The 25,302-nt window shown below is 66.0% G+C and carries 27 protein-coding genes and 1 pseudogene; 10 read left to right on the top strand and 18 right to left on the bottom strand.

Features of this window, described 5'->3' with window-relative positions; genetic code table 11:
* Positions 1-7: 7 nt before the first annotated feature.
* The 4 genes and pseudogenes from AC50YA_RS14235 to AC50YA_RS14220 all read right to left on the bottom strand — a co-directional run.
* Positions 8-475, bottom strand: a complete 468-nt coding sequence (locus AC50YA_RS14235; protein ID WP_494982914.1) for an SRPBCC family protein — start codon at positions 473-475, stop codon at positions 8-10.
* 138 nt (positions 476-613) lie between these two features.
* Entirely contained in the window at positions 614-805 is a 192-nt protein-coding gene (locus tag AC50YA_RS14230; RefSeq protein WP_494982940.1) for a RidA family protein, read from the bottom strand.
* A gap of 11 nt (positions 806-816) precedes the next feature.
* On the bottom strand, positions 817-1,005 hold the full coding sequence (locus AC50YA_RS14225; protein ID WP_494982913.1) for a Rid family hydrolase: 189 nt from the start codon (positions 1,003-1,005) through the stop codon (positions 817-819).
* A gap of 51 nt (positions 1,006-1,056) precedes the next feature.
* A pseudogene (locus tag AC50YA_RS14220) lies at positions 1,057-1,271 on the bottom strand (ectoine/hydroxyectoine ABC transporter ATP-binding protein EhuA); the annotation flags it as partial.
* A gap of 2 nt (positions 1,272-1,273) precedes the next feature.
* Here AC50YA_RS14220 and AC50YA_RS14215 point away from each other — a divergent pair.
* Positions 1,274-1,927, top strand: a complete 654-nt coding sequence (locus AC50YA_RS14215) for a PucR family transcriptional regulator (protein ID WP_494982939.1) — start codon at positions 1,274-1,276, stop codon at positions 1,925-1,927.
* A 26-nt stretch (positions 1,928-1,953) separates the two neighbouring features.
* Here the strand turns inward: AC50YA_RS14215 and AC50YA_RS14210 are convergent, their stop codons facing one another.
* The 4 genes from AC50YA_RS14210 to AC50YA_RS14195 all read right to left on the bottom strand — a co-directional run bounded on the left by AC50YA_RS14210 (position 1,954) and on the right by AC50YA_RS14195 (position 4,630).
* The gene (locus AC50YA_RS14210; protein WP_494982912.1) at positions 1,954-2,535 is read right to left on the bottom strand and encodes a GNAT family N-acetyltransferase; all 582 of its coding nucleotides are present in this window, start codon (positions 2,533-2,535) and stop codon (positions 1,954-1,956) included.
* Positions 2,536-2,655: 120 nt separating this feature from the next.
* On the bottom strand, positions 2,656-3,822 hold the full coding sequence (locus AC50YA_RS14205; protein ID WP_494982911.1) for an acetate kinase: 1,167 nt from the start codon (positions 3,820-3,822) through the stop codon (positions 2,656-2,658).
* Positions 3,823-3,884: 62 nt separating this feature from the next.
* The gene (locus tag AC50YA_RS14200; protein ID WP_494982910.1) at positions 3,885-4,190 is read right to left on the bottom strand and encodes a winged helix-turn-helix domain-containing protein; all 306 of its coding nucleotides are present in this window, start codon (positions 4,188-4,190) and stop codon (positions 3,885-3,887) included.
* A complete protein-coding gene (locus tag AC50YA_RS14195) occupies positions 4,187-4,630 on the bottom strand; it encodes a hypothetical protein (protein WP_494982909.1) in 444 nt (147 codons plus the stop codon). Before AC50YA_RS14195 ends, AC50YA_RS14200 begins: the two co-directional genes overlap by 4 nt.
* Before the next feature lie 153 nt (positions 4,631-4,783).
* Between AC50YA_RS14195 and AC50YA_RS14190 the strand changes: the two genes are divergently transcribed.
* From AC50YA_RS14190 to AC50YA_RS14180, 3 genes are all read left to right on the top strand, one after another.
* Positions 4,784-5,899 carry a GTP-binding protein gene (locus AC50YA_RS14190; RefSeq protein ID WP_494982908.1) on the top strand — a complete coding sequence of 372 codons (1,116 nt, stop codon included), beginning with the start codon at positions 4,784-4,786 and terminating at the stop codon, positions 5,897-5,899.
* A gap of 67 nt (positions 5,900-5,966) precedes the next feature.
* Positions 5,967-6,089: a type B 50S ribosomal protein L36 gene (gene ykgO / locus AC50YA_RS14185; protein WP_058931424.1), complete on the top strand. Its 123-nt coding sequence runs from the start codon at positions 5,967-5,969 to the stop codon at positions 6,087-6,089.
* Positions 6,090-6,185: 96 nt separating this feature from the next.
* Entirely contained in the window at positions 6,186-6,470 is a 285-nt protein-coding gene (locus AC50YA_RS14180; protein ID WP_494982907.1) for a hypothetical protein, read from the top strand.
* Positions 6,471-6,549: 79 nt separating this feature from the next.
* Here the strand turns inward: AC50YA_RS14180 and AC50YA_RS14175 are convergent, their stop codons facing one another.
* The 4 genes from AC50YA_RS14175 to pta form a co-directional block, all read right to left on the bottom strand.
* A complete protein-coding gene (locus AC50YA_RS14175) occupies positions 6,550-6,801 on the bottom strand; it encodes a DUF8691 family protein (RefSeq protein ID WP_494982906.1) in 252 nt (83 codons plus the stop codon).
* A 99-nt stretch (positions 6,802-6,900) separates the two neighbouring features.
* Positions 6,901-7,590: a hypothetical protein gene (locus tag AC50YA_RS14170; RefSeq protein WP_494982905.1), complete on the bottom strand. Its 690-nt coding sequence runs from the start codon at positions 7,588-7,590 to the stop codon at positions 6,901-6,903.
* A 124-nt stretch (positions 7,591-7,714) separates the two neighbouring features.
* The gene (locus tag AC50YA_RS14165; protein WP_494982904.1) at positions 7,715-10,480 is read right to left on the bottom strand and encodes a winged helix-turn-helix domain-containing protein; all 2,766 of its coding nucleotides are present in this window, start codon (positions 10,478-10,480) and stop codon (positions 7,715-7,717) included.
* 134 nt (positions 10,481-10,614) lie between these two features.
* On the bottom strand, positions 10,615-12,693 hold the full coding sequence (gene pta, locus AC50YA_RS14160; RefSeq protein WP_494982903.1) for a phosphate acetyltransferase: 2,079 nt from the start codon (positions 12,691-12,693) through the stop codon (positions 10,615-10,617).
* 237 nt (positions 12,694-12,930) lie between these two features.
* Between pta and AC50YA_RS14155 the strand changes: the two genes are divergently transcribed.
* The 4 genes from AC50YA_RS14155 to AC50YA_RS14140 all read left to right on the top strand — a co-directional run bounded on the left by AC50YA_RS14155 (position 12,931) and on the right by AC50YA_RS14140 (position 17,214).
* Entirely contained in the window at positions 12,931-13,404 is a 474-nt protein-coding gene (locus tag AC50YA_RS14155; protein ID WP_494982902.1) for a hotdog fold thioesterase, read from the top strand.
* A gap of 6 nt (positions 13,405-13,410) precedes the next feature.
* Positions 13,411-14,784: a phenylacetate--CoA ligase PaaK gene (gene paaK, locus AC50YA_RS14150; RefSeq protein ID WP_494982901.1), complete on the top strand. Its 1,374-nt coding sequence runs from the start codon at positions 13,411-13,413 to the stop codon at positions 14,782-14,784.
* Positions 14,785-15,083: 299 nt separating this feature from the next.
* Complete coding sequence (locus tag AC50YA_RS14145) at positions 15,084-16,436, top strand: MFS transporter (RefSeq protein WP_494982900.1); 1,353 nt, start codon at positions 15,084-15,086, stop codon at positions 16,434-16,436.
* Positions 16,437-16,608: 172 nt separating this feature from the next.
* Positions 16,609-17,214: a TetR/AcrR family transcriptional regulator gene (locus AC50YA_RS14140; RefSeq protein ID WP_160673990.1), complete on the top strand. Its 606-nt coding sequence runs from the start codon at positions 16,609-16,611 to the stop codon at positions 17,212-17,214.
* A 32-nt stretch (positions 17,215-17,246) separates the two neighbouring features.
* Here AC50YA_RS14140 and AC50YA_RS14135 read toward each other — a convergent pair whose 3' ends face one another.
* Both AC50YA_RS14135 and paaZ read right to left on the bottom strand, forming a co-directional pair.
* A complete protein-coding gene (locus tag AC50YA_RS14135; RefSeq protein ID WP_494982899.1) occupies positions 17,247-17,642 on the bottom strand; it encodes a VOC family protein in 396 nt (131 codons plus the stop codon).
* A gap of 164 nt (positions 17,643-17,806) precedes the next feature.
* Positions 17,807-19,909, bottom strand: a complete 2,103-nt coding sequence (paaZ, locus tag AC50YA_RS14130; RefSeq protein ID WP_494982898.1) for a phenylacetic acid degradation bifunctional protein PaaZ — start codon at positions 19,907-19,909, stop codon at positions 17,807-17,809.
* A 270-nt stretch (positions 19,910-20,179) separates the two neighbouring features.
* Here paaZ and AC50YA_RS14125 point away from each other — a divergent pair, with 270 nt between their 5' ends.
* A complete protein-coding gene (locus AC50YA_RS14125; protein ID WP_494982938.1) occupies positions 20,180-20,533 on the top strand; it encodes a PaaI family thioesterase in 354 nt (117 codons plus the stop codon).
* Positions 20,534-20,604: 71 nt separating this feature from the next.
* Here the strand turns inward: AC50YA_RS14125 and AC50YA_RS14120 are convergent, their stop codons facing one another.
* The 3 genes from AC50YA_RS14120 to AC50YA_RS14110 are packed head-to-tail and all read right to left on the bottom strand — an operon-like array spanning position 20,605 to position 23,604.
* Entirely contained in the window at positions 20,605-22,620 is a 2,016-nt protein-coding gene (locus tag AC50YA_RS14120) for a S1 family peptidase (RefSeq protein WP_494982897.1), read from the bottom strand.
* 22 nt (positions 22,621-22,642) lie between these two features.
* Complete coding sequence (locus AC50YA_RS14115; protein ID WP_494982896.1) at positions 22,643-22,891, bottom strand: hypothetical protein; 249 nt, start codon at positions 22,889-22,891, stop codon at positions 22,643-22,645.
* Positions 22,888-23,604, bottom strand: coding sequence for a tyrosine-protein phosphatase (locus AC50YA_RS14110; protein ID WP_494982895.1), 717 nt, complete (start codon positions 23,602-23,604; stop codon positions 22,888-22,890). Before AC50YA_RS14110 ends, AC50YA_RS14115 begins: the two co-directional genes overlap by 4 nt.
* 238 nt (positions 23,605-23,842) lie before the next feature.
* Here AC50YA_RS14110 and AC50YA_RS14105 point away from each other — a divergent pair, with 238 nt between their 5' ends.
* Positions 23,843-24,604, top strand: a complete 762-nt coding sequence (locus tag AC50YA_RS14105; protein ID WP_494982894.1) for an SGNH/GDSL hydrolase family protein — start codon at positions 23,843-23,845, stop codon at positions 24,602-24,604.
* 89 nt (positions 24,605-24,693) lie between these two features.
* Here AC50YA_RS14105 and AC50YA_RS14100 read toward each other — a convergent pair whose 3' ends face one another.
* The gene (locus AC50YA_RS14100; protein WP_494982893.1) at positions 24,694-25,302 is read right to left on the bottom strand and encodes a GNAT family N-acetyltransferase; all 609 of its coding nucleotides are present in this window, start codon (positions 25,300-25,302) and stop codon (positions 24,694-24,696) included.

The following is a 25,302-nucleotide window of genomic DNA, read 5'->3' as shown; positions in this document are numbered from 1 at the left end:
CCGCGGCTCAGCCGTCATCCCTGCCGTATTCGGGGTGCTCGGCCAGCAGTTCGGCCAGTGTCTCGAGGTTGGCACGGACGGTCCGGGCCTGGGCCTTTTCCACGAACCGGTCGGCGAGTTTGCCGAACACCCCTCCCAGTCCGGACCCGGCGTCGATCCGGTAGTTCAGGCGGGTGCCGTCGCCTTCGGGTGCGAAGGCAGTGGATACCGTGAAGTCCATCTTTCCTTCCACCGACTTGGAAACGAAGCGGCTTGGCGGCTGGAATTCCGTCACTTCCGTGGTCCAGTCGAATTTCCGCCCAACAATCTTGCTGGTTCCTTTGGCCCGCGTGCCCAGCCCAACGGGCCCGGTCCCGATTGTTTCCGCATGCACCACCGAGGAGTCCCAGACCGAAATGTTTTCGCTGTTCGACAAGAAGTTGAACACTTCCTGTGGCGGGCGGGCAATGTAGACAGTTTCTTCCACGACAGGCATCGGGTTCTCCTCAGACACGCCTGTTGCCAGCGCGGCGTGGCCGGCAGCTAAGCACAACGCCAGTGTGGCCCTTGGCCCTCAGGCAGTCAATGGCCTCCGCGGCTGCGCGCCGAACAAATCTGGATGTTTCCCGGGAGGCTAGGGAATGGCTGCGACGACGTCGATCTCGACCAGGAAATCGCCCAGGAAAGAGCCCAGGAAAGAGCCCACGGTTGTTCGTGCCGGGTAGGGGGCCTGAACGAGTTTTTCGTACGTGGCGTTGAAGCCTGCGAAGTCCCGGCCTGGGTGGTGGAGATGAACTGTGGCCTTAACGACGTGGGAGAAGTCCAGTCCGTGGGCGTTCAGGACGGGGACAGGTTTTTCATCGCCTGGACGGTCTGCTCCTCGATGGTGGCGCCGACGGTTTCGTCGGTGACGGGATCGTGGGGTGTCTGGCCAGCGGTGAAGAGGAAACCATTGGCGGCGATGGCTTGGGAATACGGGCCGGCCGGTGCGGGCGCGAGGTCTGTGCTTACTTGCTGTCGGGGCATGGCGTTGTACCTTTCTTGGTGGCCGGTGGTAGCCGGCCTGGGCTTATGGGTCTAGAGGACCTTGGAGAGAAAGGCCTGTGTGCGTTCGTGCTGCGGGGAGCCGAGGACCTGTTCAGGGGCGCCGCTTTCGACGACAACTCCCTGGTCCATAAAGACCACCTGGTCGCTGACCTGCCGGGCGAAGCCGAGCTCGTGTGTGACGACAACCATGGTCATCCGGCCTCGGCCAGGGACTTCATAACATCGAGGACTTGAATCAGTGCGGGAGATCCAACGGCTCCTGCACCTTGTCACAACGGTCTGCAACATCCAGTTCAACACAAGCCACAGTGCCCTCATCGACTCGGTGGTCTACGCCCTCCTGCCTTGCGAAGGAACCGCGCCCAGGGCCGTGCACCGGCGTGTGGTCCAGGAAATCGGCGCCTATGCCCGCACCATCAGCTCCTACCCGCTCATCGCCGCCGTGGGCGGCATCGCGCCCCGGGTGGAGGACCTGCCGGGCTCCAGGTCCGAAGCGCTGCAAACGCTGCAGTACCTGCTCCGCCAGCAAGCGGCAGCACCGCGTTCGGGCGGTGCTCAAACCGCCACCGCCGGGCTGTTCGAGGATTACCGGGTTCCGCTGAATCTCTTGAAGATCGGGGCGTTCATCGCCGAAACCGGACTGTCCGACGTGGACGACATCACCAAGATCCAGGCCCACGACGCCGACCAGCAAACTGACTATCTGGACACCCTGCGGGCCTACCTGGCATCGAACGGAAACATCTCCGCCATGGCCGAGCGCCTCCACGTGCACAACAACACCGTCCGCTACCGGGTTTCACGCCTGGCCAAGGACTTCAGCCTCGATCTGGACGACCCCCAAAAGCGGCTCTGGCTCTGGCTGCGCCTCACCACCATGGACCTCGCACCGCAGGCATGACCAAGGCGCCGTCGAAACGCCAGGGCTCAAATCCGGTGGTTGAGCTTGTCGAAACCAGGCCGGGAGCGCCATTCGTCTTCGAGGATCGCGTAGACCAGCTCGGTGGCCCACTGTCCTTTGTAATGCCATTTGTCCACCAGCCGGGCTTCCAACCGCATGCCCAGCCGTTCGCAGAGAGCGGCGGAGGCGGTGTTCAGGGCGTCGAGCCGGGCCTCGATCCGGTGCATTCCCAGTTCCTCGAACCCCAGCTTCAGGACCGCATCCGCGGCCTCGGCCCCGTAGCCCTTGCCCCGCGCGGCCGGCGCCAGGGTCCATCCGACTTCGCCCTGCCCGCGCCCCGGAAGCCACTTCAGCACCACTTCGCCCAGCAGCCCCGGCGATCCCTTCGGTTCGATGGCAAGGCCCACCCAGTCGCCCTCCTTCTCGAAAACGAAGTTGGCGTACTTGCCCACGGACTCCATGGCCTTGGTGTAGCTCTTGGCCTCCCCCGGCAGGAAGCGGGCGGTGCCGGGCAGCGAATGGTAGGCATGGAAGGCGTCCAGGTCCGTACCTTCGAACCGGCGCAGGATCAGCCGCTCGGTGCGGAGGGGCAAAGTGATCTCAGGCATGATCTGAGGCTACCCCGCAGCCGTCCATTGCTCCCCACCGGCCCCCTAGCCTCGCAAGCTCGGCCATGGCACCCTGCCGGCGTGGGCCCAGCGCCGTTTTTGGAGCGCCCAAAAGGGCCGCTACGGAGCAATCGATGAGTGGACGACGGCGGCAGTCGCCTCTGCGATGGCGCGCTCCTCGTCGGTGGGCACCACCAACACCGGGATGACGGAGGCAGCCGTGGAAATCACCCGCGGTTCCTTGGACCGCTGACTGTTCAGGCCGGCGTCGAGCTCTATCCCCAGCGCACGCAGCCTGTCAGTCACCAACGCGCGGAACTGGTGCGAGTTCTCGCCGATCCCCGCCGTGAACACAAGTGCCTTGGCGCCCCCAACGGCCACATGGTAGCCGCCGATGTACTTGGCCAGCCGGTAGGACGTGACCGCCAGCGCCATCGAAGCCTTGGCGTCGCCGGCCTCTGACGCCTCCACCACCGAGCGCATGTCGTTATTCCCGGCGAGCCCCTTCAGCCCCGATTCACGGTTGAGCATGGTGTCGATGTCCTCCGGCGTCCACCCGTTCCGGCCGAGGAATACCAGGATGGAGGGATCGAGGTCGCCGGAGCGGGTGCCCATCACCAGGCCCTCCAGCGGGGTGAAGCCCATGGACGTGTCCACCGAATGTCCGTGGCTGATGGCCGTGACGGAGGCGCCGTTCCCCAGGTGGGCGATCACGCCGTCGAACTCGTCCACAGGCAGATCCAGCAGCGCGGCGGCACGGTGCGTGACGTACTCGTTCGAGGTGCCGTGGAAGCCATAGCGGCGGATGCCGTGGTTCGTGTAGAGCTCGTCCGGGACGGCGTAGCGCCAGGCGTGCTCAGGCAGGGTGCGGTGGAAAGCGGTGTCGAACACGGCCACCTGCGGCAGGTCCGGCCACTTCTTGCTGATGGCGCGGATTCCGAGGACGTTGGCGGGGTTGTGCAGCGGCGCCAGGGGGTTGAGTCGCTCGATGGCGCGGGTGATCTCATTGTCGATCAGCACCGGCTCGGCGAACCGCTCGCCGCCGTGCACCACACGATGACCCACTGCCGCCAACTCGAGATCCCCGAGCTCGGCATGGATCGCGGCGTCTACCTGCTCCAGTGCCTCCGCATGGTCCCGGGGGCCCTCGATTTCGCCGTCGCCATCGCCGCCGTTGCCCATGCCGATCTTCTCGATCAGCCCTTCGGTCAGCACAATGCCGGCGGCCACGTCACGGACCTGGTACTTGAGTGAGGACGAACCGGAATTGATGACGAGCACAAGCATGGGGCCTCCTGAAGCGTTGGTACCGCGGGCATCTAGGACCCACTATAAGTTGCCTTCCGACGTCAGCCGCCGGCGATGTCCCGCAGGGTCTGCACGTGCCCGTCCCAGGTCTTCCGTCCTGCAGCGGTCACGCTCGCCGAAGTCCGCGGCATCTTCCCCGCGAAGCCCTTCCGGATCTTTACGTACCCGGCCTTCTCCAGCACGGCCAGCTGCTTGCTGAGCACGGAATCGCTGACCTGGATGGCGTCCCGCAGGTCCTTGAAGTCCAACGACTCCGCACCTGCCAGTGCCGCCATGATGGAGAAGCGGACGGGCTGATGGATAAGGTCATCGAGCCGGAGGCGGGGATGTTCCGCTGCGGTACTCATGCGCGCAGCTCACGGAAGGCGGCGGCCAGGCCAACTCCGGCAAGTACGACGGCGGCGCTCACGTAGAACCAGATGTTCCCGTCGCGGAAGAGGCTGGCTCCTACGCCCAACGCGATGCCGTACAGAACGAAGTAGGCGATCAGTGACGTCAGGAACCGCCTGGTGTACCCGGCTTTGGTGGACGTCTGGAACATCGGCCAGATGCAGGCTGTTGCCGCTCCCCAGATTCCGACGGCGGTCGCCAGCAGCGGGGCGCCGTACCCGGTGTGGGACACGATCTGCATGCCGATCATCAGCATCGATCCCAGAATGGCCAGGCTGGTGAAAACCATGGCGACAGGCCACGCCGCGGCATTGATGGAGGTGGCGCCGATCGATTGCGCCTTCGCCAGGAGCTCCTGCGCCTCGGCAGGAGTGGGACTTGCCGTTGTCTCGTCCATGACGTTGTTGCCCTTTCGCCGCTGCCGAGTAGTGCATCCATCATAGGAAAGTACTTTCCATTGCGTCAAGTACTTTCCTATATGAAGAAAGGCATTGCGGGCCCTCGGATCAGTGACTTGTTTTTGCGAGTCATTCTCATTAGAGTGATCGACATGCATCTCACTGTGATCAGCTCCCTGGACGCCCTGTGCCGCCAGCAAGCCTGCCAAGACGTGGCCGCGGCCAATCCCGGCGCCGCGGTGGTCCTGCACGACCTGCTGGAAAACGGCGTCGTCATCCGCAGGATCTCCAGCCAGTCCGGGCTCGTTGAGCGCGCCGAGACGCAGCTGGAACACGGATGCCTGAGCTGCACCGTCCGGCTGGACCTGGTGCCCACCATCGAGCGGCTGCTGGAACGCGGGGAGACGCAGGCCATCATCGGGCTCCCGCCGGCGGTATCCGCGGAGGCCGCGATCGGGGCTCTGCGGCGTGGTCTTTCCCGCCCGGTGACGATTGATTCCGCTGTCCTTGCCTGCGCCCCTGACACGCTGGAGGACCACATTTGGGACCACCACACCCTGTTTGAATCCGGGTTCACGCCGGTCCCGGAAGACCAGCGCACCGCGGGCGAATTCCTTATAGGCGAGCTGTCGTTCAATGACACCGTCCTGCTGGCGGAGGTGGACCTGTTTCCAGCCGACCCCGCCCTGCGGGTTCGCGGCGTGCAACTGGTGCGGGAACTGGCTCCGCACGCTGACGTGGTGGAAAACGCCGGCCTCATCCGCCCCGGCCGCCACGACTACCAGGACGCCCTGAGCCGGACGGTCCCCGGTTCGGTGCGGATCCCGGCGTCGTCCTCAATCTCACCGTTCACCACTGTCACGCACCGGGCCCAACGTCCGCTGCACCCTGAGCGGTTCCGGCACGCGCTGGCGTCCCTCGCGGAGGGGTGCTGCTGGTTGCGGGGCCGCCTGTGGATCGCCGCCGCACCGCAGTGCCGGATCGCCATCCAGGGCATCGGCCCGCGTGTCTGGCTGGAAAATACCGGACCGTGGCTGGCAGACCAGGACGCCGGTGCGGCGCCCGATCCCCTCACCCATGTGGACGCCCACCTGGACTGGCATCCGGAACACGGGGACCGCGGAAGCGTGCTGGCCGCGACCGGAGAAGGCATGGACCCGGGGGAAATTGCGCAACTGCTCTCCGCCTGCGAACTCACCGATGCAGAAATGGAGGCCGGGTTCGCCGGGCTGACCGATCCGTTCCAGCTCGACCCCGCCCCGAACTGACCGGCCCCCGGCCTCACACGGCGCCATCCGTCAATCGCCAACCACCACTAAAACAAGGAGCAAGCCCATGAAAGTCAGAAATTCCCTCCGCGCCCTGAAGAAGGTTCCCGGCGCCCAGATCGTCCGACGCCGGGGCCGCACCTTTGTGATCAACAAAAAGAACCCGCGGATGAAGGCCCGCCAGGGCTGAGGCTGCTGACCGGTCCACCCCGCGCCTGCCGTTGCGCCAGCCGCGGCAGGCGCTTAGAGTCGGCGGACACGTTGCACCACGCAGAGAGGGACTTCCATGCCGAACGACACCACTCAGTCCGACAACACCGAACCCGAGACCGCAGAACCCGCCCCCGGCACCGAGCCCAGCGCCGCAGGCTCCGGCACCAAGGATCCCACCGCCGTCGAGGGTTCCAACCCGGCCCTGGACGACACTGGAAGCCCCAAAGCCGACGAGGTGGGTGACGCCCCTGAGCAGCCCGAGGATCCGCAAAACCTGGACCTCACGCCCGAAGGACTCTCCGATGAGCCGGCCAAGCAGGAGGACCCGGACAGCGTGGCGAAGCCGGAAAACAGCTAGGGCCACCTTCAACCTCCGCGAGATGGCACTTCGCGGCAGTGTTTTCGAGAAACATTGCCGCGAAGTGCAATCTCGCTGCTTACCGTCCGGGGCCCTCAACCGCCGGGTCCACTGCCTCCACGGAGATAAGAACGATCCCGAGGTCCCGGACCTTCATCAGCACCCCATGCAGCGCTGCCTGGTCAGCGACGAATCCGCAGAGACTGGTGGCGCCGTCGCTTTCGCGGGTCAGCGTGAGGTCATCGAACCAGGCGGACCAGTGCTGGTCCAGGTGCCCACCGATACGAATCCGGTATTGGGTGGGCACCTGGTGTTCTGGGGACGCAGTCATGAGGTTCTCACCCGGCAATCGCGGGGACCAGGACGAGGGCCGGCTGTGCGAACGGCACCCACCCGGTAGGCCGGGCCGGCCGGGTGGCTGCCCGGATTGTCACTGGGCTCCTTCCGGATGGACCGGCGAACCGACGATGCCGTGCACGGTCCGGTCAGCCGGGGTGCGCAGCCCGCTCCACAGTGAGTACCCCAGGCCGATCAGGGCCACACCGATGGGCACGGCGAACAGCCTGTCGTTGATCTGCGGCAGCAGCGGGAGGGCCAGAGTTGCCACGGACCCGGCGGCGAGCAGTGCCGCGGCCCAACGGGCGAGCACCTTGGCGCGGAAGAGTGCGATGCCGAAGAGGAGGCCGCCACCCAGGAAAGTGATCGCGGAGGCCAGGTTCAGGCCCACCATGAGGCCGATGTCGCCGCTCACAGGGTCCCCCATGACCGTGGCAAAAACGTCGTTGACGTAGCCGGGCGCACTGCGGGCAAGGGTTGGCAGGACAACCGCCCCGATGACTTCCATGCTGATCATGATGAGGTAGCCGGCACCAAACACGAGGTAGCCCACCAGCCCCAGCACTCCGGCCTTTGTCACCTGGCGCAGATACATGCCGGTGATGCCGATGAGTGACAGGCCGGCCATAAACACCTTCAGGGTTTGGCGGACCGTGTACTCGGTAGTGGTGGCGAACTCTGCATCCAACTGGGGGTGGTTGATCTGGACGCCGATGAACAGCAGGCCTGCTGCGGCCGCGGACAGGCCCGCCCAGCGGGTGAGTTTGGTGGTGGTGATGGACATGTCTGGCTCCCTGAGTTTGAGTTGCGGCGGCGTGGCGCTGCCGGATAACTCCAAGGTAGGGACCAGCGGGGTGAGCCGGCGTCACCCGATGATGTGACTGACGGGGTGAAACCTGGTGGGCCGGTTACATCAGGCCGCGGTCGCGCGCACGGCGCACTGCCGCCCGGCGGCTGGTGACGCCGAGCTTGGTGAAGATGTGTTTGGTGTGCGTGCGCAGCGTGTTGTGCGAGATGAACAGCGCGCGGGCGATCTCCGGCCCGCTCAGTTCGCTGTCGAGGAGCCTGAGGACCTGCAGCTCCCGCTCACTCAGCGGGTCAACGTCCGACGGCGGCCGCTCCCCCGGGTGGGAAGGTTTCGGTTGCGGAGCCTCACCCAGGCTGAGCAGGCGGCGGGCGCGGTCCCGGACGCGGGCGGCAGCGCCGCCGTCGTGCATTGCCTCACGCGCTGCTTCAGACATAGCCTCACGCAGCAACTCAACCATGGGCGGCCCTTCGTCCAGGAACAGCCGCACGTACTCATCAGGTTCGGGCGGGTCAGCCAACGCCGAGCCGAGCGACTCCAGCGCCTGGCGGCGCTCGCCCAGCACGTCCTGCGCCAGAGCCTGCAGCATGCGGATCTCCACCACGCTGCCCGCACGTCCGGATGCTAAGGCCAGGGCGAGAAGCCGGTCCAGCAGGTCAACTGCGCCTCCAGCTGCGCCGTCCGGGTGGGCCCGCTGCTGTGCAATCAGCAGCCGCGCCAACGTGAGGTGGCTGTATTCGTTCATGTAGCTTGCCTCATCGGTGATAGAGATCCCGTGTGCACTCGCCCAGCCGGCGGCCTCGGACAAGTTGCCCTGGCGTACCCAGACCCTGGCTTTGATTGCCGGGATGGGGCGCACCTCCGGGAAGAACCCCGGCCGGAAAAGCTGCTCCGCCTGGTCCAGGTAGCTGATGGCACGGTCAGGGTCTCCCTCATCCTGGGCCACCAGCCCCATCGCCGCGAACCACCGGTAACGGCTTTCGGTCATGGGCCCGCGTTCTACGAACATCGCGGCGGTTTCGAGGTGCCTCTTGGCGTCGGCGAGGTCTCCGGCCTGCCGCGAGATTTCGCTCAGCCCCACGTGCAGCTCGGCGCTTGCCCGCACCATGGAGTCACCCCGGGCATCGGCCAACCGCAGCGCGTTCTCGCAAATCCGGCGCGCCTCGCCGGGCCGGCCTGCCGCAAGCCACATGTCGGCGAGCACCACAGTGCTGCTGAGCTCGTCCAGCAGGTTTCCGGCCGCGTGCAGATTTGCAACAGCCTCCGTAAACGTCTGCAGCGCGCCCGGCACATCGCCGTCCGCCCAGGCCGCAAGCCCCAGGAAGCCGGCCGCCGCTCCGCGTGCAAGATGGTCGTCCGGGCCGGCAAGGTCAAATGCGTACCGGGCGTAGGCCGCCGTGCCTGCCACATCGCCCCTTGCTTGCACGAGCGAAGCGCGGTAGACGGCGATGGTCGCCGGCACTGTCTGGACTTCTTCGGTATCTGCCCAGGGCGGAGCCGGGCCGTCCGGCGCCGCCACGAGCGCGCGTTCCGCTTCCGCCAGCGCGCGTTCCGCGTCCTCGAGCCGCGTCGCCGCCCCGGGGAGGTCTCCGGACACCAGAAGAAGACCGCCGTAGAAGACGCTGAGCACCGGGCTGCGCCGGATGGCGGCGTCGGGAAGCTCCTTCAGCCAGCCGAACAGCACGGCGTCCTGGCGGCTGCGCCGGAGCATCGGCACCGCCAGCTCCACCAGGTGCGCGGCGCGGTCAAAGTCGTGGCCGGCCAACGCGTGCCGGACGGCGTCCTCGGTGTGGTCATGGGACTCATGCCAGCGGCTGGCGCGCTGATGCAGCAGCGGAATCTGTCCGGGCTGCTCGCTGAGCAGGCGCCCCCGCAGGACGTCAGCGAAGAGGTGGTGGTAGCGGTACCACTCGCGCTGGTCATCCAGCGGGATGACGAAGAGATTGGCGCGCTCCAGGGTCACGAGCATGCTGCTCCCGCCCTCCCTGCCGGTGACGGCATCACAGAGCGGCCCGGTGAGCCTGTCGAGCACGGCGGTCTGCAGCAGGAAACTGCGGACGGCTTCCGGCTGGTGCTGCAACACCTCCTCCACCAGGTAGTCCACGATGTAGCGGTCGTTCCCGGCGAAGCGCTCGATGAATCCGGCCGCGTCGTCACGCCCCTTGAGCGAGAGCGCGGCGAGCTGAAGCGCCGCGATCCAGCCCTCCGTCCGCTGGTCCAACGTCGACACGTGCCCGGCGGCCAGATCCAGTCCTGCCACGTCGTTGAGGTAGGCAGCGGTCTCGTCAGGGGTAAACCGCAGATCCGCGGCGCGGATCTCCACCAACTCGCCCCTCACCCGCCAGCGGGACAGTGGCAGCTCGGGGTCGGACCGGGTGCTCACCACCACATGCACCTGCGGCGGAAGGTGCTCCAGGAAGTAGGCCATGCCGGTGCCGACGGCGTGGCTGTCCACCGTGTGGTAGTCGTCCAGCACCAGCCATACGTCCTTTGGCACGGCCGCGAGGTCGTTCACGAGGGCGGTGAGTACAAGCTCGGTTGCCAAGGGCGGGGACGCGATCAGCTCCAACACCGAGGAGCCGACGCCGGGCACCGCGCTCTGGAGCGACGTGACAACGCAGGTCCAGAATGAGGCCGGCTCGCTGTCCGCCGGATCCAGGGAGAGCCAGGCCACGCACCGGTCCTGGCCGGCTGCTTCACCAAACCAGTCGGCCAGGAGCGCGGTCTTCCCGAATCCGGCCGGTGCGGACAGCAGCGTCAGCCCGGAATCCGCTCCGAGGCGCAGCTTCTCCCTCAGCCGTGGGCGCACCACAAAACCCCGTCGCGGCGCGGGGACATAAAGCTTGGTGGCCATCATCGAACGTGTCATGGGATCCCGTTCCAGCCTAGGCGACGGCGGCACCCCACCCGGGTGCCGCCGTCGGACGTTAATTTCAACCTCCGCGAGATGGCATTTCGCGGCAGTGTTTTCGAAAGACATTGCCGCGAAGTGCCATCTCGTTGCTAAGGAACCGGCACCTGCGCCTGGATGGCCGTGATGGCCACCGTGTTGACGATGTCCTCCACGGTGCAGCCGCGCGAGAGGTCGTTGACCGGCTTGCGCAGGCCCTGCAGGACGGGCCCGACGGCGACCGCGCCCGAGCTCTGCTGCACCGCCTTGTACGTGTTGTTGCCGGTGTTCAGGTCCGGGAAGATGAATACGGTCGCCTGCCCGGCCACGGATGAGCCGGGCATTTTCGAGGCCGCGATGGAGGCGTCCACGGCGGCGTCGTACTGGATGGGGCCTTCGACGGCGAGATCCGGGCGGCGCGCACGCACCAGTTCGGTGGCCTGCCGGACTTCGTCCACGGCCTCGCCGGAGCCCGAGCCGCCGGTGGAGTAGGACAGCATGGCCACGCGCGGCTCCACCCCGAACTGCACCGCGGTTTCGGCCGAGGCGAGCGCGATGTCCGCGAGTTGCTCCACGTTGGGGTCCGGATTCACGGCGCAGTCGCCATAGACCAGCACCCGGTCCGGCATGAGCATCAGGAACACGGAGGACACGATCTTCACGCCGTCGCGCGTTTTGACGAATTCCAGCGCGGGGCGGATGGTGTGCGCCGTGGTGTGCGCGGCGCCGGACACCATTCCGTCCACCACGCCCAGCTGGACCATCATGGTGCCGAAGTAGCTGCCGTCCTGCATGATTTCCAGCGCTTTGGGCAGGTCCACGCCCTTGTGCGCCCGCAGCTCCGCGTACTTCTCCGCGAACCCCTGCCGCAGCTCCGAGGTGGAAGGGTCCACGATATTGATCCCGGCGAGGTCGATGCCGTTGGCCGCCGCCAGCTCCCGGACCTGCGAATCGGGCCCCAGCAGGGTGAGGTCGCAGACGTCGCGGCGGTGCAGGATTTCGGCGGCCTGCAGGATCCGGACGTCCGTTCCCTCCGGCAGTACCACGTGCCGGCGCTGCCCCCTAGCCCGTTCGATCAGGTCATGCAGGAACCGCAGCGGGGTCATCCGTTCCAGGCGCGGCAGGTGGAGGCGCTCCACCAGCTCAGCCTCATCCACCCGCCTGGACCACAGGCCCAGCGCGGAGGCCACCTTGCGGCGGTGCCCGGACCAGATCTCACTGCGGACCTCGGAGACCCGCTTGGCGGTGGTGTACGTGTCCTCGCTGGCCGCAAACACGGGGAAGGGAGCCTGCGCCAGGAGCGGGTAAATGTTGGCGTCCGGGGACAGTCCGCCGGTCAGGATCAGCGCCGACGGCACCGGGAATTCCGGCGAGAACGACGACGCCAGGCACGCAACCATCACGTCCGCGCGGTCGCCGGGAACGATCACGAGGGCGCCCTCGTCCAGCACGTTCAGGAAATTGCCCACGTTCATGGCCGCCACCTTGATGTCCCGCACGTCGCGTTCCATGTCCGCAAGACCGGCGATCTGCCGCACGCCCAGGGCCGTAGCTACCTCGCCCGTGGTGGGCCGGGCGATCTCCTCAAGCTCCGGCAGGACGTACACCGGCCGGTTGGATGCGCCGGGCTTGATGGCGGCCGCGATTTCCTCGACCAAGTCCGGGTCCGCCCGGTTCACCATGATGGCCAGCAGCGTGCACTTCTCCGCCACCAGCTCCTTGCGGGCAACCTCGACGGCGGCCGCAGCCTCGGCAACACTGAGCCCCCTGGCGCCCACCACGGCAACCACCGGCGCGGCCAGGTTGTTGGCCAGCCGGGCGTTGAGGTCAAATTCGACGGCGGCGTCCTGGCCGGTGAGGTCCGTCCCCTCCACGATCACCACGTCACAATGCTTGGCGATCTCGGCGAAGATCTCCACGCAGCGGGCATCGATGTCCTCGCGTTTTCCGTCTGCCAAGAGGGCCCGCACTTCGGCGGACGTCAGGCCGCCGCGGCACCGGTCGTCGTCGAGCGCGAAGCGTGATTTCATCAGCGCCACCATGGGGTCATCGGCGGCATCCGGGCCGTGGACCACCGGTTTGAAGAACCCGATCCGGTCCGCATGCCGGTGGAGCGTGTCCGCGAGGCCCAGGGCCACGAGCGATTTGCCCGATCCCGGGGTGGTCGCGCTGACGTAGATGCCTTTGGCCATGGTCCGCCCTTTGCTGTGCGTGGTGCCGGTCCCTCCATCCTTGCACTTCCCTGGCGGGCTGAGGCGGCCAGGGCTCTGCGCCGGGCGCCAGGCCCCACGAGATGGCACTTGGTGGCAATGCCCGAGGTCGCGACGGCCGCCAATGTCATCTCGCGGAGTGGCCCAGGCCTTGACACCGGACCCGCATCTGGGATTACCTAATGAACATTCGGTAAATAAAGCTGGAGGCAATGACGCATGGCTGAAGCAGCACTCTCCGGGGCCACCCACCCCATCCTGGAAAACGACTACGCCTCCGAATGGATGGGCATCGAAGTCCTTGCCGTCAGCGACGGGCACGCCACTATCCGCATGACTCTCCGGCAGGAAATGCTCAACGGCTTCGGCATGGCCCACGGCGGAATGATCTTCGCCTTCGCCGACTCCGCCTTTGCCCTGGCCTGTAATCCGGTGAATCCGACGCCGGAAGAGGCCAACAACATCACGGTTGCCGCCGGCGTCGACATCAACTTCCTGAAGCCGGCCTACCGCGGCCAGGTGATCACCGCCGTCGCGGACCGCCGGTCCGGCTCGGGCCGCAGCGGCCTGTATGACATCCAGATTTTCGCGGCCGACGCCGGTGCGCAGCCCGATTCGCTACCCAGTTCCGGCACGCCCGGTGAACTCATCGCCGAGTTCCGCGGACGCAGCCGCACCATTCCCAAGAAGTAGGAAACCATGACCCTCCACGCCCCCGAAACCCCCACTCCGCAGGCCAACCACCAGGCCAACGCAGCCGCCGATCCCATCCTGGACCGCGAGGAAACCATCTCCCGCGACGAACTCGAAGCCCTCCAACTCACCCGCCTGCAGCACACGGTGGCCTACGCCTACGACCGCGTGCCGCTGTACAAGCGCAAGTTCGACGACGCCGGCATCCACCCCACGGACCTGCGCGAGCTCAGCGATCTGGGCAACTTCCCGTTCACCACCAAGGAAGACCTGCGCGCCGAGTACCCCTTCGGCATGTTCGCCGTGCCGCAGCGCGAAGTAGCCCGCGTGCACGCAAGCTCGGGCACCACGGGCCGGCCCACCGTCGTCGGGTACACCAAGCAGGACCTGGCCGACTGGGCCAAACTCGTAGCCCGCTGCCTCCGCGCGTCAGGCGTCCGGCCCGGCATGAAGGTCCATAACGCCTACGGTTACGGCCTGTTCACCGGCGGCCTGGGCGCGCACGCCGGCGCCGAGGCACTGGGCTGCACTGTCATCCCGATGTCCGGCGGGCAGACTGAACGTCAGATCCAGCTCATCCAGGACTTCGCGCCGGACGCCATCCTGGCCACACCGACCTACCTGCTCACCATCGCCGATGCCATGGCGCACATGGGCATCGACCCGACGTCGACCTCCCTTAAGTACGCCGTCCTGGGCGCCGAGCCGTGGACGCAGGAGATGCGGCACGAACTCGAAGTCACCATGAACATCAAGGCCTGCGACATCTACGGCCTCTCCGAAGTGATGGGCCCTGGCGTCGCCGGCGAGGCCGTGGAAACCCAGGACGGCAGCCACATCTGGGAGGACCACTTCCGCCCCGAAATCATCGACGCGTTCAATCCCGTAGTGGGCAAGGAAAACGTGCTGCGCGACGGCGAACACGGCGAGCTGGTGTTCACCTCGCTCACCAAGGAAGCCCTGCCGATCATCCGCTACCGCACCAAGGACCTCACCCGCCTCCTGCCCGGCACCGCCCGCCCCGCCCACCGCCGGATGGGCCGCATCACCGGCCGCAGCGACGACATGATAATCCTGCGCGGCGTGAACCTGTTCCCGTCCCAGATCGAGGAGATCGCGCTGCGCATCCCCGAACTCAGCCCGCACTTCCAGCTCGAACTCACCCGCCCCGAGGGCCAGCGGATGGACCAACTGACGGTCAGGATCGAACGCCGGGACGCCGTGACAACGGAGCAGAGCACGACGGCGGGGCGCACCTTGCAGGAGCAGATCAAGATCCACGTGGGTTCTTCGTGCGCCGTTGACGTGGTGGAACCGGGCTCGCTGGAGCGGTCGAACGGCAAGCTGCGGCGGATCTACGACCTGCGGCCCAAGGCATAGCCCGCACCATCTTCCTGCGCGAGCGGACACTTTGCCCCACACCCCTTGAAGCGCGAACTGGCAGCTAATGCCCTCAAATCCGGGGATTTGAGGGCATCTGCTGCCAGTTCGCGCTGCGTATGTGGTGCGCGGGTTCACAGGCGTCTCAAGGGCCTCAAATGTCCGTTCGCGCCGACCGCTGGCATACCGTTGGCAACTAGTTGCCTATTGCTGCAACCGGTTGCCTGATCTTGCTTTTCTGGCTAGGGTAGGGACCGCGCCGACGGAGCCGTGGGCGCTGTCTCAGAACAGGAAAAGCAATGATGCATAGCCCCTTGCCTACGGGTACTCAGACACACGGTGCACTCCACCCGCCTGCCGTCACCAAGACCGAGCTGCGGCGGGCCCGCTGGGCCGGGTTCATCGGCACAGTCCTGGAAAACTACGACATGGTTGTCTACGGTGTGGGCACTGCCATCATCTTCAACACCCTGTTCTTCCCCAATGTCTCCCCTGCGGTGGGCTTCATCGCCAGCTTCGGTGCTTACGCCGTCGGCTTCATTGCCCGGCCCCTGGGCGGCCTGTTCTTCTCCCGCTACGGTGACAGGATCGGCCGCAAGTTCGTCCTTGTGGCCACTCTGGCCCTGATGGGCACCGCAACCTTTGCCATGGGCCTGCTCCCCACGTACGAATCCGTGGGCATCCTGGCTCCGATCCTCCTGACCGTCCTGCGGTTCATCCAGGGCTTCGGCGGTGGCGCGGAAATGGCCAGCGCTGTGGTGCTGCTGGCTGAATATGCACCCAAGGGCAAGCGTGGAGCCATGACCTCGCTGGTATGGGCCGGCGCGGCAGTTGGCTCCGTTTTCGGTTCCGGCGCATGGATCCTGGTCCAGCTCCTGCCGCGCGAAGACCTGGAGTCCTGGGGCTGGCGCCTGGTGTTCCTTTCCAGCGCCCTGGTGACTGTCGCCGCCTACCTGATCCGCCGCAACATGAAGGAGTCCCCGGTCTTCACCGAGCTCAAGAAGGAACACGTCGAGGCCGCTTCCCCGGTCTCGGAGGTGCTGAAGAAGGGCCGCCGGCCGCTGCGCCAGGTGTTCCTCATCAACATGGGCACGCACGCGCACTCGTACATTTACCAGGCGTTCCTGGGCACGTTCCTGATCTCCGTGGTCAACATCGACAAGGCCCTCATCCCCCAGATGCTGGCCATGGGCGGACTCTTCGCCATCCCCGCCGCGCTGATCGCAGGCCGCGCCACCGACCGCTGGGGCCGCAAGCCGGTGAACGTGTTCATCCTCAGCTTCCTCTTCCTGTTCTCCTTCCCGGCGTTCTGGCTCAGCAGCACGGGCAACGTCTGGCTGATCGCCCTGGTCTATGCCGTGGGCTTCACCTTCGCTGTTGAGGGCGGCATTGCGGCCCAGTCGGCCATGTACGCCGAACTTTTCGGCTCGAAGTACCGCTACGCCGGCGTAGCCATTGCCCGTGAGTTCTCGGCGATCCTTGGGGGCGGCATCGCGCCCATCATCTGCTCGGCACTGCTGGCCTGGGCCACCAATTCCTACTGGCCCATCGCCGTCTACATGATGATCATTGTGGGCATCTCGCTGTTCCAGGCCATCAAGACCCCGGAGACCAAGGACCGCGACCTCACGCTGGAAGAAAACGCCAGCTAAGCGCGAACGGACACTTGGGGCCCTGGCCTCCCGTCCACCCCTGCTCCAGACAGTTCACCTCTTCTCCAGACAGGCGGCGGCCCACCACGGTGGGCCGCCGCTTTTGTATGTCGCATGTGGTCGGGCTGCGCCGCTGCAGGAATTACCGAACGTTCATGGGAAAATAGCCGGTATGCCCACTACAGCAGCCCCCAACAAGCGCGGCCGTCCCGGTTACGACCAGCAGTCGGTGCTGCTCATCGCCGTCGACGTCTTCAACCGGCATGGCTATGATGCCACTTCCATGGGCATCCTCGCCGAGAACCTGGGCATCTCGAAATCGGCCATCTACCACCACGTGCCGTCCAAGGGAGACCTCCTGAAGCTCGCGCTCGACCATGCGCTGGGCGGCCTGGAATCGATCCTGGAACAGCCCGGAGCGCAAAGCGGCGCGGCGGATGCGCGGCTGGAATTTGTCCTGCGGCAGACCGTGGCGGTACTGGTGGAGCGGCTGCCGTTTGTCACGCTGCTCCTGCGGTTGCGGGGCAATACTGACATTGAGCGCGACGCCCTGGAACGCCGTCGCGCGTTTGATCACGAGGTGGCCGCCCTCATTTCCGCGGCCCGCGACGAAGGCTCGCTGCGCCAGGACATCGATCCCCGCACCGTCACGCGCCTGCTGTTCGGCACCATCAACTCAATCGTGGAATGGTACAAACCGGGCGGCTCCCTCACACCGGAAAAACTGGCCGACGACGTCATCACCATCGCGTTCGACGGGCTCCACGCGCAGCACTAATCAGCTGCTGTGCGTCAGAGCTGGTGAGACGGTCAGAGCTGGTATTCGGCTTGCATACCCAACGTCTCGTGAACGCAGAGGATGTTGTGCTCCGTGTCCATAAACCAGGCGCACTTCTCGGAGTCCGTAGTGCAGATGTGGTTCTCGGTCTTCAGGTTGGGCAGGTCATAGTCCTGGAACCGGACGCCCCTGGCCTCCATGTCCTGCACGATCCGCTCAATGTCACGCACCTCGAAACTGAGGGCTGTGTGCTCGGAGTGTTTCCCATCCGAGACCGGCAACAACTGCAGCATCGGGCCGCCGTTGCTACCGAGTAATTCGCTTCCATCGTCTGTCATTCCGCGGTGCGGGAGGCCCAGTTTTTCGGTGTAGAAACTGCGGGCGCGCGCTGCATCATCGACGGGCAGGATGGTTCTGGCTGTGTTCATGGCTAGGTTCATTTGGCCACCTCCTACGGTGGAAATTTTACGCCGGGGCAACCCGGAAAGATCCAAACGCTCTCTCACTTCCTGCGGGAAAAACCCCAACGCTCTCTCACCAGGTGCGAGAGCGTTGAGGAAAAACGTGTAGGAAGTGAGAGAGCGTCCGGGGGTTACTTTTCGACGAGGGTGAGGACGTCGTAGGTAGCCACGATCTCGTCGTTCTGGTTGGTCAGCAGCGCGTCCCAGGCCACCTCGCCGTACTCGTCGGTTTCGCGCGGCGTGATCTTCTTGGCCGTGAGAGTGACCCGGATGGAATCCCCGGCAGCCACAGGCGTGATGAAGCGGAGGTTCTCCAGGCCGTAGTTGGCCAGGACCGGACCCGGCGCAGGGTCCACAAACAGTCCGGCGGCCCAGCTCAGCAGCAGATACCCGTGCGCCACAATCCCCGGGAAGAACGGGTTGGCTTCCGCCGCTTCCTGGTTGGTGTGCGCGTAGAACGTATCGCCGGTGGAGTTGGCGAACGCCGTGATGTCCTCGAGCCTGACCTGGCGCAGCCCGGACCGGACGGCGTCGCCGATCCGCAAGGTCGCCAGGGACTTCCGGAACGGGTGCGTCCCCTCGGTCTCCACCGTGAAGTTCCGGTCCGCCCCGGTGTGCCAGAGGCCGGTGACGGCGGTGAGCATGTTGGGCGAACCCTGGATGGCGGTGCGCTGCATGTGGTGCATGACCGAGCGGATGCCGCCCAGCTCCTCGCCGCCGCCGGCCCGGCCGGGGCCGCCGTGGACCAGATGCGGCACGGGGGAACCGTGGCCGGTGGAGCTGCGGGCGTCCTCGCGGTTGAGCATCAGGACGCGGCCGTGGTGGGCGGCGATCCCGGTGACGAGTTCGCGGGCTACGGCAGGATCGTTCGTGCACACCGATGCCACGAGGGAGCCGGCACCCCGGGCGGCGAGGCGGACGGCGTCGGGCAGGTCCTTGTATCCGATCACCGAGGCCACCGGGCCGAACGCCTCCAGCGAGTGGATCGCGTCAGCCTCTGCGTCAGCCCAGCTCAGCACCACCGGCGACATAAAGGCGCCAGCATCCACCACGCCCGTGGCACCGCCGGCAGAGGTGACCGACGGCGAATCGAGCGTTCCGTACGCAAGCTCACCGCCGGCGTCGAGCATTGACTGCACCGCGGCACGAACGTCGGCGAGCTGCTCAAGCGACGCCAAAGCGCCCATGGTGACGCCGTCGGCGCGGGGATCCCCCAGCACCACACGCTCGTCCACGCGCTTTCCGACGGCGGCGATCACCGCCTGCACCAAGGCCTGCGGGACGATGGCGCGGCGGATGGATGTGCATTTCTGGCCCGCCTTGACCGTCATTTCGGTGACCACTGACTTGATGAAGGCGTCGAATTCCGGGGTGCCCTCCACCGCGTCCGGACCCAGGATGGCGGCATTGAGGGAGTCCGTTTCGGACGTGAACCGGACGCCGCCCTGCACCACGTTGGGATGCGATTTCAGGGACAGTGCGGTGGACGCGGAGCCGGTGAAAGCCACCAGGTCGCGGTAGTCCAGCACGTCCAGGAGGCCGCGGACGGAGCCGGAAATCAGCTGCAGCGAGCCCTTCGGCAGGATGTTGGATTCGATGATCGCCTTCACCACGGCCGCGGCCACGTACCCGGTGGGGGTGGCCGGCTTGACGATGGTTGGGACCCCGGCGATGAAGGCGGGCGCGAGTTTCTCCAGCATGCCCCAGACCGGGAAGTTGAACGCGTTGATCTGCACCGCGACGCCCGGGATACGCGTATAGATGTGCTCGGCCACGAACGAACCGTCCTTGGACAACACCTCCATAGGGCCGTCCACCACCACCTGCGAATTGGGCAGCTCGCGCCGGCCCTTGGAGCCGAACGTGAAGAGGACGCCGATGCCGCCGTCGATGTCGACCATCGAGTCGATCTTGGTGGCACCGGTCTGGGCCGAAAACGTGTAGAAATGCTCGCGCCGGGCGTTCAGGTACTGCGCCAGCTCCTTGAGTTTCAGCGCGCGCTGGTGGAAGGTCAGCTTTCCCAGTTCCGCCTGTCCCGTGGTGCGGCCGTAATCCACGACGGCGGAAAGGTCCAGGCCGTCGGTGCTCACCTTGGCCAGGATTTCCCCGGTGCTCGCATCCCGCACGGGGACGGCGGAAGCTGCCGAACCGTCGTCGGGAGTCCACCAGGAATCCTGGATGAAACTGGGAACGGTCTGGACGGTGTCGACTGTAGCTTCGGCAGTGGTGGTCATCGTTGACGGGTCCTTCCAACACGGGGACAAAACGGGGCCAAGGCTTTACTGACCGTCCGTTCGGTAATATGTCTACAGTACATGACTGTGCTGTACTGCACACTGGAAGTTCCGCCTCGCCAAAGGAGACCCATGACCGCCCTATCCCCGGAATCCGCTGCGCCGGACGCCACTACGCCGGATGCCACTGCCCATGGGGGCACTGTTCACGGCACCACTGTTCACGGCACCACCCCGTGGAAGATCGTCCTCGGTGAGCTCGACGAGAAGATGGGCGTGAAAATCCTCGAGGAATCGGTGGAGCGCGTGGTGGCGACGATGCCTGTGGAGGGCAACAGGCAGTCGTTCGGGTTGCTGCACGGCGGCGCGTCCCTGGCAGTGGGCGAGGCGGTGGGCTCCTGGGCGGCCGTGATCCACGCCAGCACGTTGGGGAAAACTGCCGTGGGAGTGGACGTTTCCGCGACGCACCACCGCTCCGCGCGCGCGGGCCAGATCACCATCACCGCCACACCCATCCACCTCGGCGGCACCCTGACCACGCACGAGGTCCTGATCACCAACGACGCCGGCCAGCGCCTCTGCACGCTGCGCATCACCAACCTGCTGATGAAGCCGAAGAAGTAGAGCGTCCGCCCTCCGGTTGCCCTATCACTTAACGTCGCCATTCCACGCTGATGACGACGATAAGTGATAGATCAACTTGGGGTGAGGTGCTGCCGCTTCCGCCGCTTCGCCAACACCAGGAACACACCGCCGACGGCGAGCGCACCAGCAGCCAGTCCGGCGAACAGAATCAACCCGGACGCGCCGGTATTGGCCAGGCTTGGCGCCCTGCTGTCACCAAGCGGACGTACGACGGCGGCGCTGTCACCTGCCGGAGTCACTGCACCGTTCGCGGCTGGTACCTCAGCCGGAGGCACGGACTGCGGGGTCTGCTGGGTGGGCTGACTGACCGGGGCGAACTCGAAGGCCGCGGCACCGGATGTGCTGAAGCCATTGACCGTTTCGGCCGTGAAACGCAGCGGACCGGCCACAGCGGGGGCAGCAAAGGACCACGCACCGCCGTCATCCACAGGAACCTCAAGGGGAGCCTGTCCACTCACGGTGATCCTGACCTTCGAACCCGCCGCGACGGCCGACGCCGGAGCTGCGGCAACCGTGCCGGTGACAGTCTGTCCGGCGTCGAATGTTGCCCCCGGAGCGGGCGACATCACCGTCGGTTTGTTGAGGAAGAGTTCCAGCTGGTAGCCGGGCAACACCGCCAATGAGTCTTCCAAAGTGGCGGCGATGGCGAAGTTCTTGACGAAGTTGCCATTCTCATCCGGAGTGTCCCCGGCCGAGTGCGTGCCCACCGCGTAGTTCCCGCTGACCCAGGGCCCGCCGGAATCTCCGCCGCTGGACTGGACGTCGAAGGACAGGAAACCGTTGAACGCCCTCAAATCGGTCGGTGCCGCGGTGATGCCCTGGACCACGTAGATTCCCACCTCGTCGATGGTTCCGCAGGACCATGCTGATGTGCGGCCGGAGCGGCAGACCGGCATTCCTATGACCGGAGCGGCCGCCCCGATGACCTTGACGTCCGGACCCGGCTCAGACGCATTCCCCCACGTACTGGCGGCCGGCAGTGGGTCGAGGTCTGCACGAAGTTCCTCAATAACGGCGATGTCCGTTCCGACGTTGCCGGGGTTGGTCAGATCCAGCGGACTCGGGACGGCGCTGTTCCCAGGTCCGCCGAACTGGTTGAAACCGAACCTTCCGAGCAGCCCGGCAGGCACTCCCTGGAATTGAAGCGTGGCCGATTTTGCGGCGCCGTCGTGGGCGCAGTGTCCGGCTGTGAGGACTGCGGGCAGCCCCGCGGGGTCAAACGCCGAGAAACCTGTGGAGCAGATGATGCCGTTGTCAGCGGCGTAACCCAAACCTCCGGGGACGTCCGCCTCGGGCACGATTGCAGCCCCGGCGTCGAGTTCCACGTTGGCGTAGCGGGCCACAAACTCGGCGGGCGAGATCTTGCCGTCCGTGTTGGGGCTGGTGAGGCTCGGGCTGACGGAGCCCGGGCCGGCGTTTCCGGCGTTGGCCGGATCAGGCACCGTGGCCTCGGACCCGTTGATTCCGCCCGTGCGGACAACGAACCTGCTACCGGTGTAGGCCACGGCCTGCAACCCGGACGCGCCCACGTCGCGGAGGTACGCCTGGTACAACTCCTGGGTGCTCTGGGCCAGTTCGGTGCCGGCCGGCGTGTCGGTTCCCTCCGCAGGAGCGTTCGACGGCGGCACGGCGGGTGGGGCTTCAAGGGTGACGGCGGGGATGGTCACGCTGAGCCGGGCCACCTCCGCTTCCAGCGCGGCCCCGGAGCCGGCAACCAGAATACTGCCGTCGTGGAGCCGGGTTCCGAGGTAGCCCGGAATGTCCTTCAGGGCCGCCGCCGCGTCCGCGGCCTGCTTGCCCAACTGGCCCGCGGCGGCGAAGTCCTCGGGGGTGAGGCCAAGATCGCGCAGGGCAGCTTCACGAAGTCCGGCGTCGCTGGGTTTCGCGTCGCTAGTCTGCACGTCACCGGGCTGCACGTCACTGACTCCGGAACCACCCGCCGTCGGGCTTTCCGAAACCGGCGGCGGCTCAACAGCCGGCTGTTCAACAGCCCATGCGGGCACTGCCCCGAGCACCACGGAAAGTGCCACTCCGGCAGCCGCTGCTGCTGCAAATACGCGTTTCAAACTGTGTGCCGTCGCTTTCGTTCTATTCATCTGTGCCGCTCCGCCGTGCCATGTACGCGGCGACCACCGCAGCCAGGCACGTAACTGCCCCGCCCACCATCAGGAAGATCTGGCCCGGGAGCCACTCGCCGTCGACGGTCCCGTCGCCGAGCCCGAAGTTCTCGTCCGTAGTTCCGAAATCTGACGCGAGGACGGCCCAGAACGGCCCGGCGATAAGCATCAACACTCCTGCCACCGCGAGCGACGCCGCCACATACTTCATGGCATTCATGGCGCCACCCGGCTGCCGAGCAAGCTCAGGACGGCGCCCAGTTCGGCCTCGGACAGGCCGTTGCGCAGCAGGAAGGTGCGTGTGTCCAGCTCCCGGACAAACTCCACCACCGTCCGGCCTCGCCGCTCAAGCAGGGGTGTCAGTTCAGCGCCGTCGATGTAGCGTTCGCCCGCGTGGGGCGGGCCGTGCGTCCGGAAGCGTTCGTTGATGCCGCGGGCGGCTTTGGCGTAGCCGTCCGCAATGAGCTGGTCAGGGTCGCCGGCAAGGTCCTGCAGCATGGCCGCGACCATTCCGCTGCGGTCCCGGCCCGCTGCGCAGTGAACGACGACGGCGCCGGCCTCGGCTGCCGCGACAGCGCGGAACACCGCCACGAACTTCGCCGGGTAGAGCCGGACATTGTGCAGATAGTGGGCGGGATCGTTGAGGTACGGTCCGCAGACGGCAGTAAACCTCGGATCATCAGGTTCTTCTGTGGGCGCCGAGACGATCCCGACGCCGGACCACGCCGATTCAGCCACGGCAGGGTCGGTGTCCCGGCGCTGCGCTTCACGGGGGTTACGGAGATCAATCACGGTGCGGACGCCGTCGTCGTACGCCTGCCGCCAGCCTGCCTCGGTGAGCCATTCGCGGCGCCCCATCCGATAGACGCGGCCGGCAACGTGCCAGGCATTCACGGCGCCGTCCCAGCCCACGGCTCCCCCTGTCGTCTCCACCCGGACAGCTAACCACAAAGCCGCCTCTGCCTGCACGCTCGGGGCAGGTACCGGGGCAGGTAGCCGCGCGGAAAATCGAGTACTCCGGTCCGATGACGGGCCTTGTTTGGGGCGTACGTTGACTGTTACATGCCTGTGCTATTTGTTCAATTGATAGTCAAAAAGGGGAAATTCGATGGCTGCTTCAAGAGTACGACGTCGGCGCTCGGCTTTTGCGGCAGGCCTCGCCACCATGGCAATGGCATTGGGCTTCGCGGCCATCCCGGCCGCAGCGGCGCCGCCGCCGAAGGTTGACTATGTGGGGTTGGGTGACTCCTACGCCGCCGGGCAAGGCGCGGCACCTTACACGGCCCGGACCTGTTTTGTGAGCCGTAAGGGATACCCGGTCATTGCAGCCAACCTCCGGGGACTGGAGCTAACGGCGAATGCAGCCTGCTCGGGGTACACGATTGGAGCAGTTGCCGGCAACCTCCCGGCCAGCCTTGCCGGCGCCAAAGTCATCACGATCACCGTCGGCGGTAATGACCTCGACACTACGGGTTTGTTGGCCACCTGCTTCGCAGCTCCGGATGCATGTCTGGGGGCCGCTGCAGTTCGTGCTGCAATGCTTCAGGACGCACGCGACAATCCCAGCACAAACGCACTCGTGCAATGCTTGGCTGGCCTTAGCCTAGCGGTCGACGCGCAGGCCCCTGGCGCACAAATCGTGTTTACCGGCTATCCGATGCTGTTTGATCCGACCTATCCGGATCCCCGGGCGGGCGTGGTCAATCAACTGACTGCTGGGCTGAACGATGTTATCCGCTCGACCGCACTTGGAACTGGTGCTGAGTTCGTCGACGTCGCACCGGCCTTCGCAGGCCATGGCATTGGCTCAGCCGAGCCCTGGATCAACTTCAATGCCGCCACCATTCTGGACCCCGCCAATTTCCATCCCACCGGGGAGGGCTACCGCCACGGCTACCATGCATCGCTGGTCACCCAAGGCGCCTTCCGTTAGAACTAGCCCCTCCCGAGTTTTTGTCCAGATAACGCCACTTCACCGACGGTTTGAGGCGTTCATCTGGACAAAACTCGGAGATACTGCCGTTACGCGTGCTTGGCGAGTCTGTGCTCCAGCCCATTCCGCACCATGGGCCACTCGTGCTCCAGGATTGAAAACACCACGGTGTCGCGCAGGACGCCGTCGCTGGTCCGGCGGTGGCTGCGCAGCACGCCGTCCTGCTTTGCACCCAGCCTGGCGATCGCTTCCCTGGACTGGTGGTTCAGCCAGTGCGTACAGAACTCCACGGCCACGCAGCCCAGGGTTTCGAACGCGTGCCGCAACAGCAGCAGCTTGGAGTCAGGGTTGGTGCCGGTGCCGTGCACTGACGCGGCGTTCCACGTGTAGCCGACCTCCACGCGGGGCGTACCGGCGTCGATATGGCAGTACGTAGTCATCCCGATGATCCGTCCCGGGCCGCCCGTGGCAGGATCGATCAGCCGCGTGGTGAACGGCAGCATGGACCCCTGCTCCTGCAGGGCCAGCCTGCGGTCGATCTCCGCGGCCATCCCGTCCGGCGCAGGCACGGATGTGTACCAGAGCTTCCACATCTCGCCATCCTGCGCGGCCGCCACAAGTCCGTCATGGTGATCGCGCCTCAGCGGCTCGAGAATCACGTGCCGGCCGGTCAGGGTTATGGGTTCAAAGAGGGTCAC

The organism is Pseudarthrobacter sp. RHLT3-21, from assembly GCF_059383495.1.
The sequence above is the reverse complement of the archived record's forward strand: the minus strand, read 5'-3'. Positions and strand labels throughout refer to the sequence as shown.

Coding starts and splice junctions, on each gene's coding strand:
- AC50YA_RS14235 (WP_494982914.1), bottom strand. CDS start 475: ATGCCTGTCGTGGAAGAAACTGTCTACATTGCCCGCCCGCCACAGGAA.
- AC50YA_RS14225 (WP_494982913.1), bottom strand. CDS start 1,005: ATGCCCCGACAGCAAGTAAGCACAGACCTCGCGCCCGCACCGGCCGGC.
- AC50YA_RS14210 (WP_494982912.1), bottom strand. CDS start 2,535: ATGCCTGAGATCACTTTGCCCCTCCGCACCGAGCGGCTGATCCTGCGC.
- AC50YA_RS14205 (WP_494982911.1), bottom strand. CDS start 3,822: ATGCTTGTGCTCGTCATCAATTCCGGTTCGTCCTCACTCAAGTACCAG.
- AC50YA_RS14200 (WP_494982910.1), bottom strand. CDS start 4,190: ATGAGTACCGCAGCGGAACATCCCCGCCTCCGGCTCGATGACCTTATC.
- AC50YA_RS14195 (WP_494982909.1), bottom strand. CDS start 4,630: ATGGACGAGACAACGGCAAGTCCCACTCCTGCCGAGGCGCAGGAGCTC.
- AC50YA_RS14190 (WP_494982908.1), top strand. CDS start 4,784: ATGCATCTCACTGTGATCAGCTCCCTGGACGCCCTGTGCCGCCAGCAA.
- ykgO (WP_058931424.1), top strand. CDS start 5,967: ATGAAAGTCAGAAATTCCCTCCGCGCCCTGAAGAAGGTTCCCGGCGCC.
- AC50YA_RS14180 (WP_494982907.1), top strand. CDS start 6,186: ATGCCGAACGACACCACTCAGTCCGACAACACCGAACCCGAGACCGCA.
- AC50YA_RS14175 (WP_494982906.1), bottom strand. CDS start 6,801: ATGACTGCGTCCCCAGAACACCAGGTGCCCACCCAATACCGGATTCGT.
- AC50YA_RS14170 (WP_494982905.1), bottom strand. CDS start 7,590: ATGTCCATCACCACCACCAAACTCACCCGCTGGGCGGGCCTGTCCGCG.
- AC50YA_RS14165 (WP_494982904.1), bottom strand. CDS start 10,480: ATGACACGTTCGATGATGGCCACCAAGCTTTATGTCCCCGCGCCGCGA.
- pta (WP_494982903.1), bottom strand. CDS start 12,693: ATGGCCAAAGGCATCTACGTCAGCGCGACCACCCCGGGATCGGGCAAA.
- AC50YA_RS14155 (WP_494982902.1), top strand. CDS start 12,931: ATGGCTGAAGCAGCACTCTCCGGGGCCACCCACCCCATCCTGGAAAAC.
- paaK (WP_494982901.1), top strand. CDS start 13,411: ATGACCCTCCACGCCCCCGAAACCCCCACTCCGCAGGCCAACCACCAG.
- AC50YA_RS14145 (WP_494982900.1), top strand. CDS start 15,084: ATGATGCATAGCCCCTTGCCTACGGGTACTCAGACACACGGTGCACTC.
- AC50YA_RS14140 (WP_160673990.1), top strand. CDS start 16,609: ATGCCCACTACAGCAGCCCCCAACAAGCGCGGCCGTCCCGGTTACGAC.
- AC50YA_RS14135 (WP_494982899.1), bottom strand. CDS start 17,642: ATGAACACAGCCAGAACCATCCTGCCCGTCGATGATGCAGCGCGCGCC.
- paaZ (WP_494982898.1), bottom strand. CDS start 19,909: ATGACCACCACTGCCGAAGCTACAGTCGACACCGTCCAGACCGTTCCC.
- AC50YA_RS14125 (WP_494982938.1), top strand. CDS start 20,180: ATGGGCGTGAAAATCCTCGAGGAATCGGTGGAGCGCGTGGTGGCGACG.
- AC50YA_RS14115 (WP_494982896.1), bottom strand. CDS start 22,891: ATGAATGCCATGAAGTATGTGGCGGCGTCGCTCGCGGTGGCAGGAGTG.
- AC50YA_RS14105 (WP_494982894.1), top strand. CDS start 23,843: ATGGCATTGGGCTTCGCGGCCATCCCGGCCGCAGCGGCGCCGCCGCCG.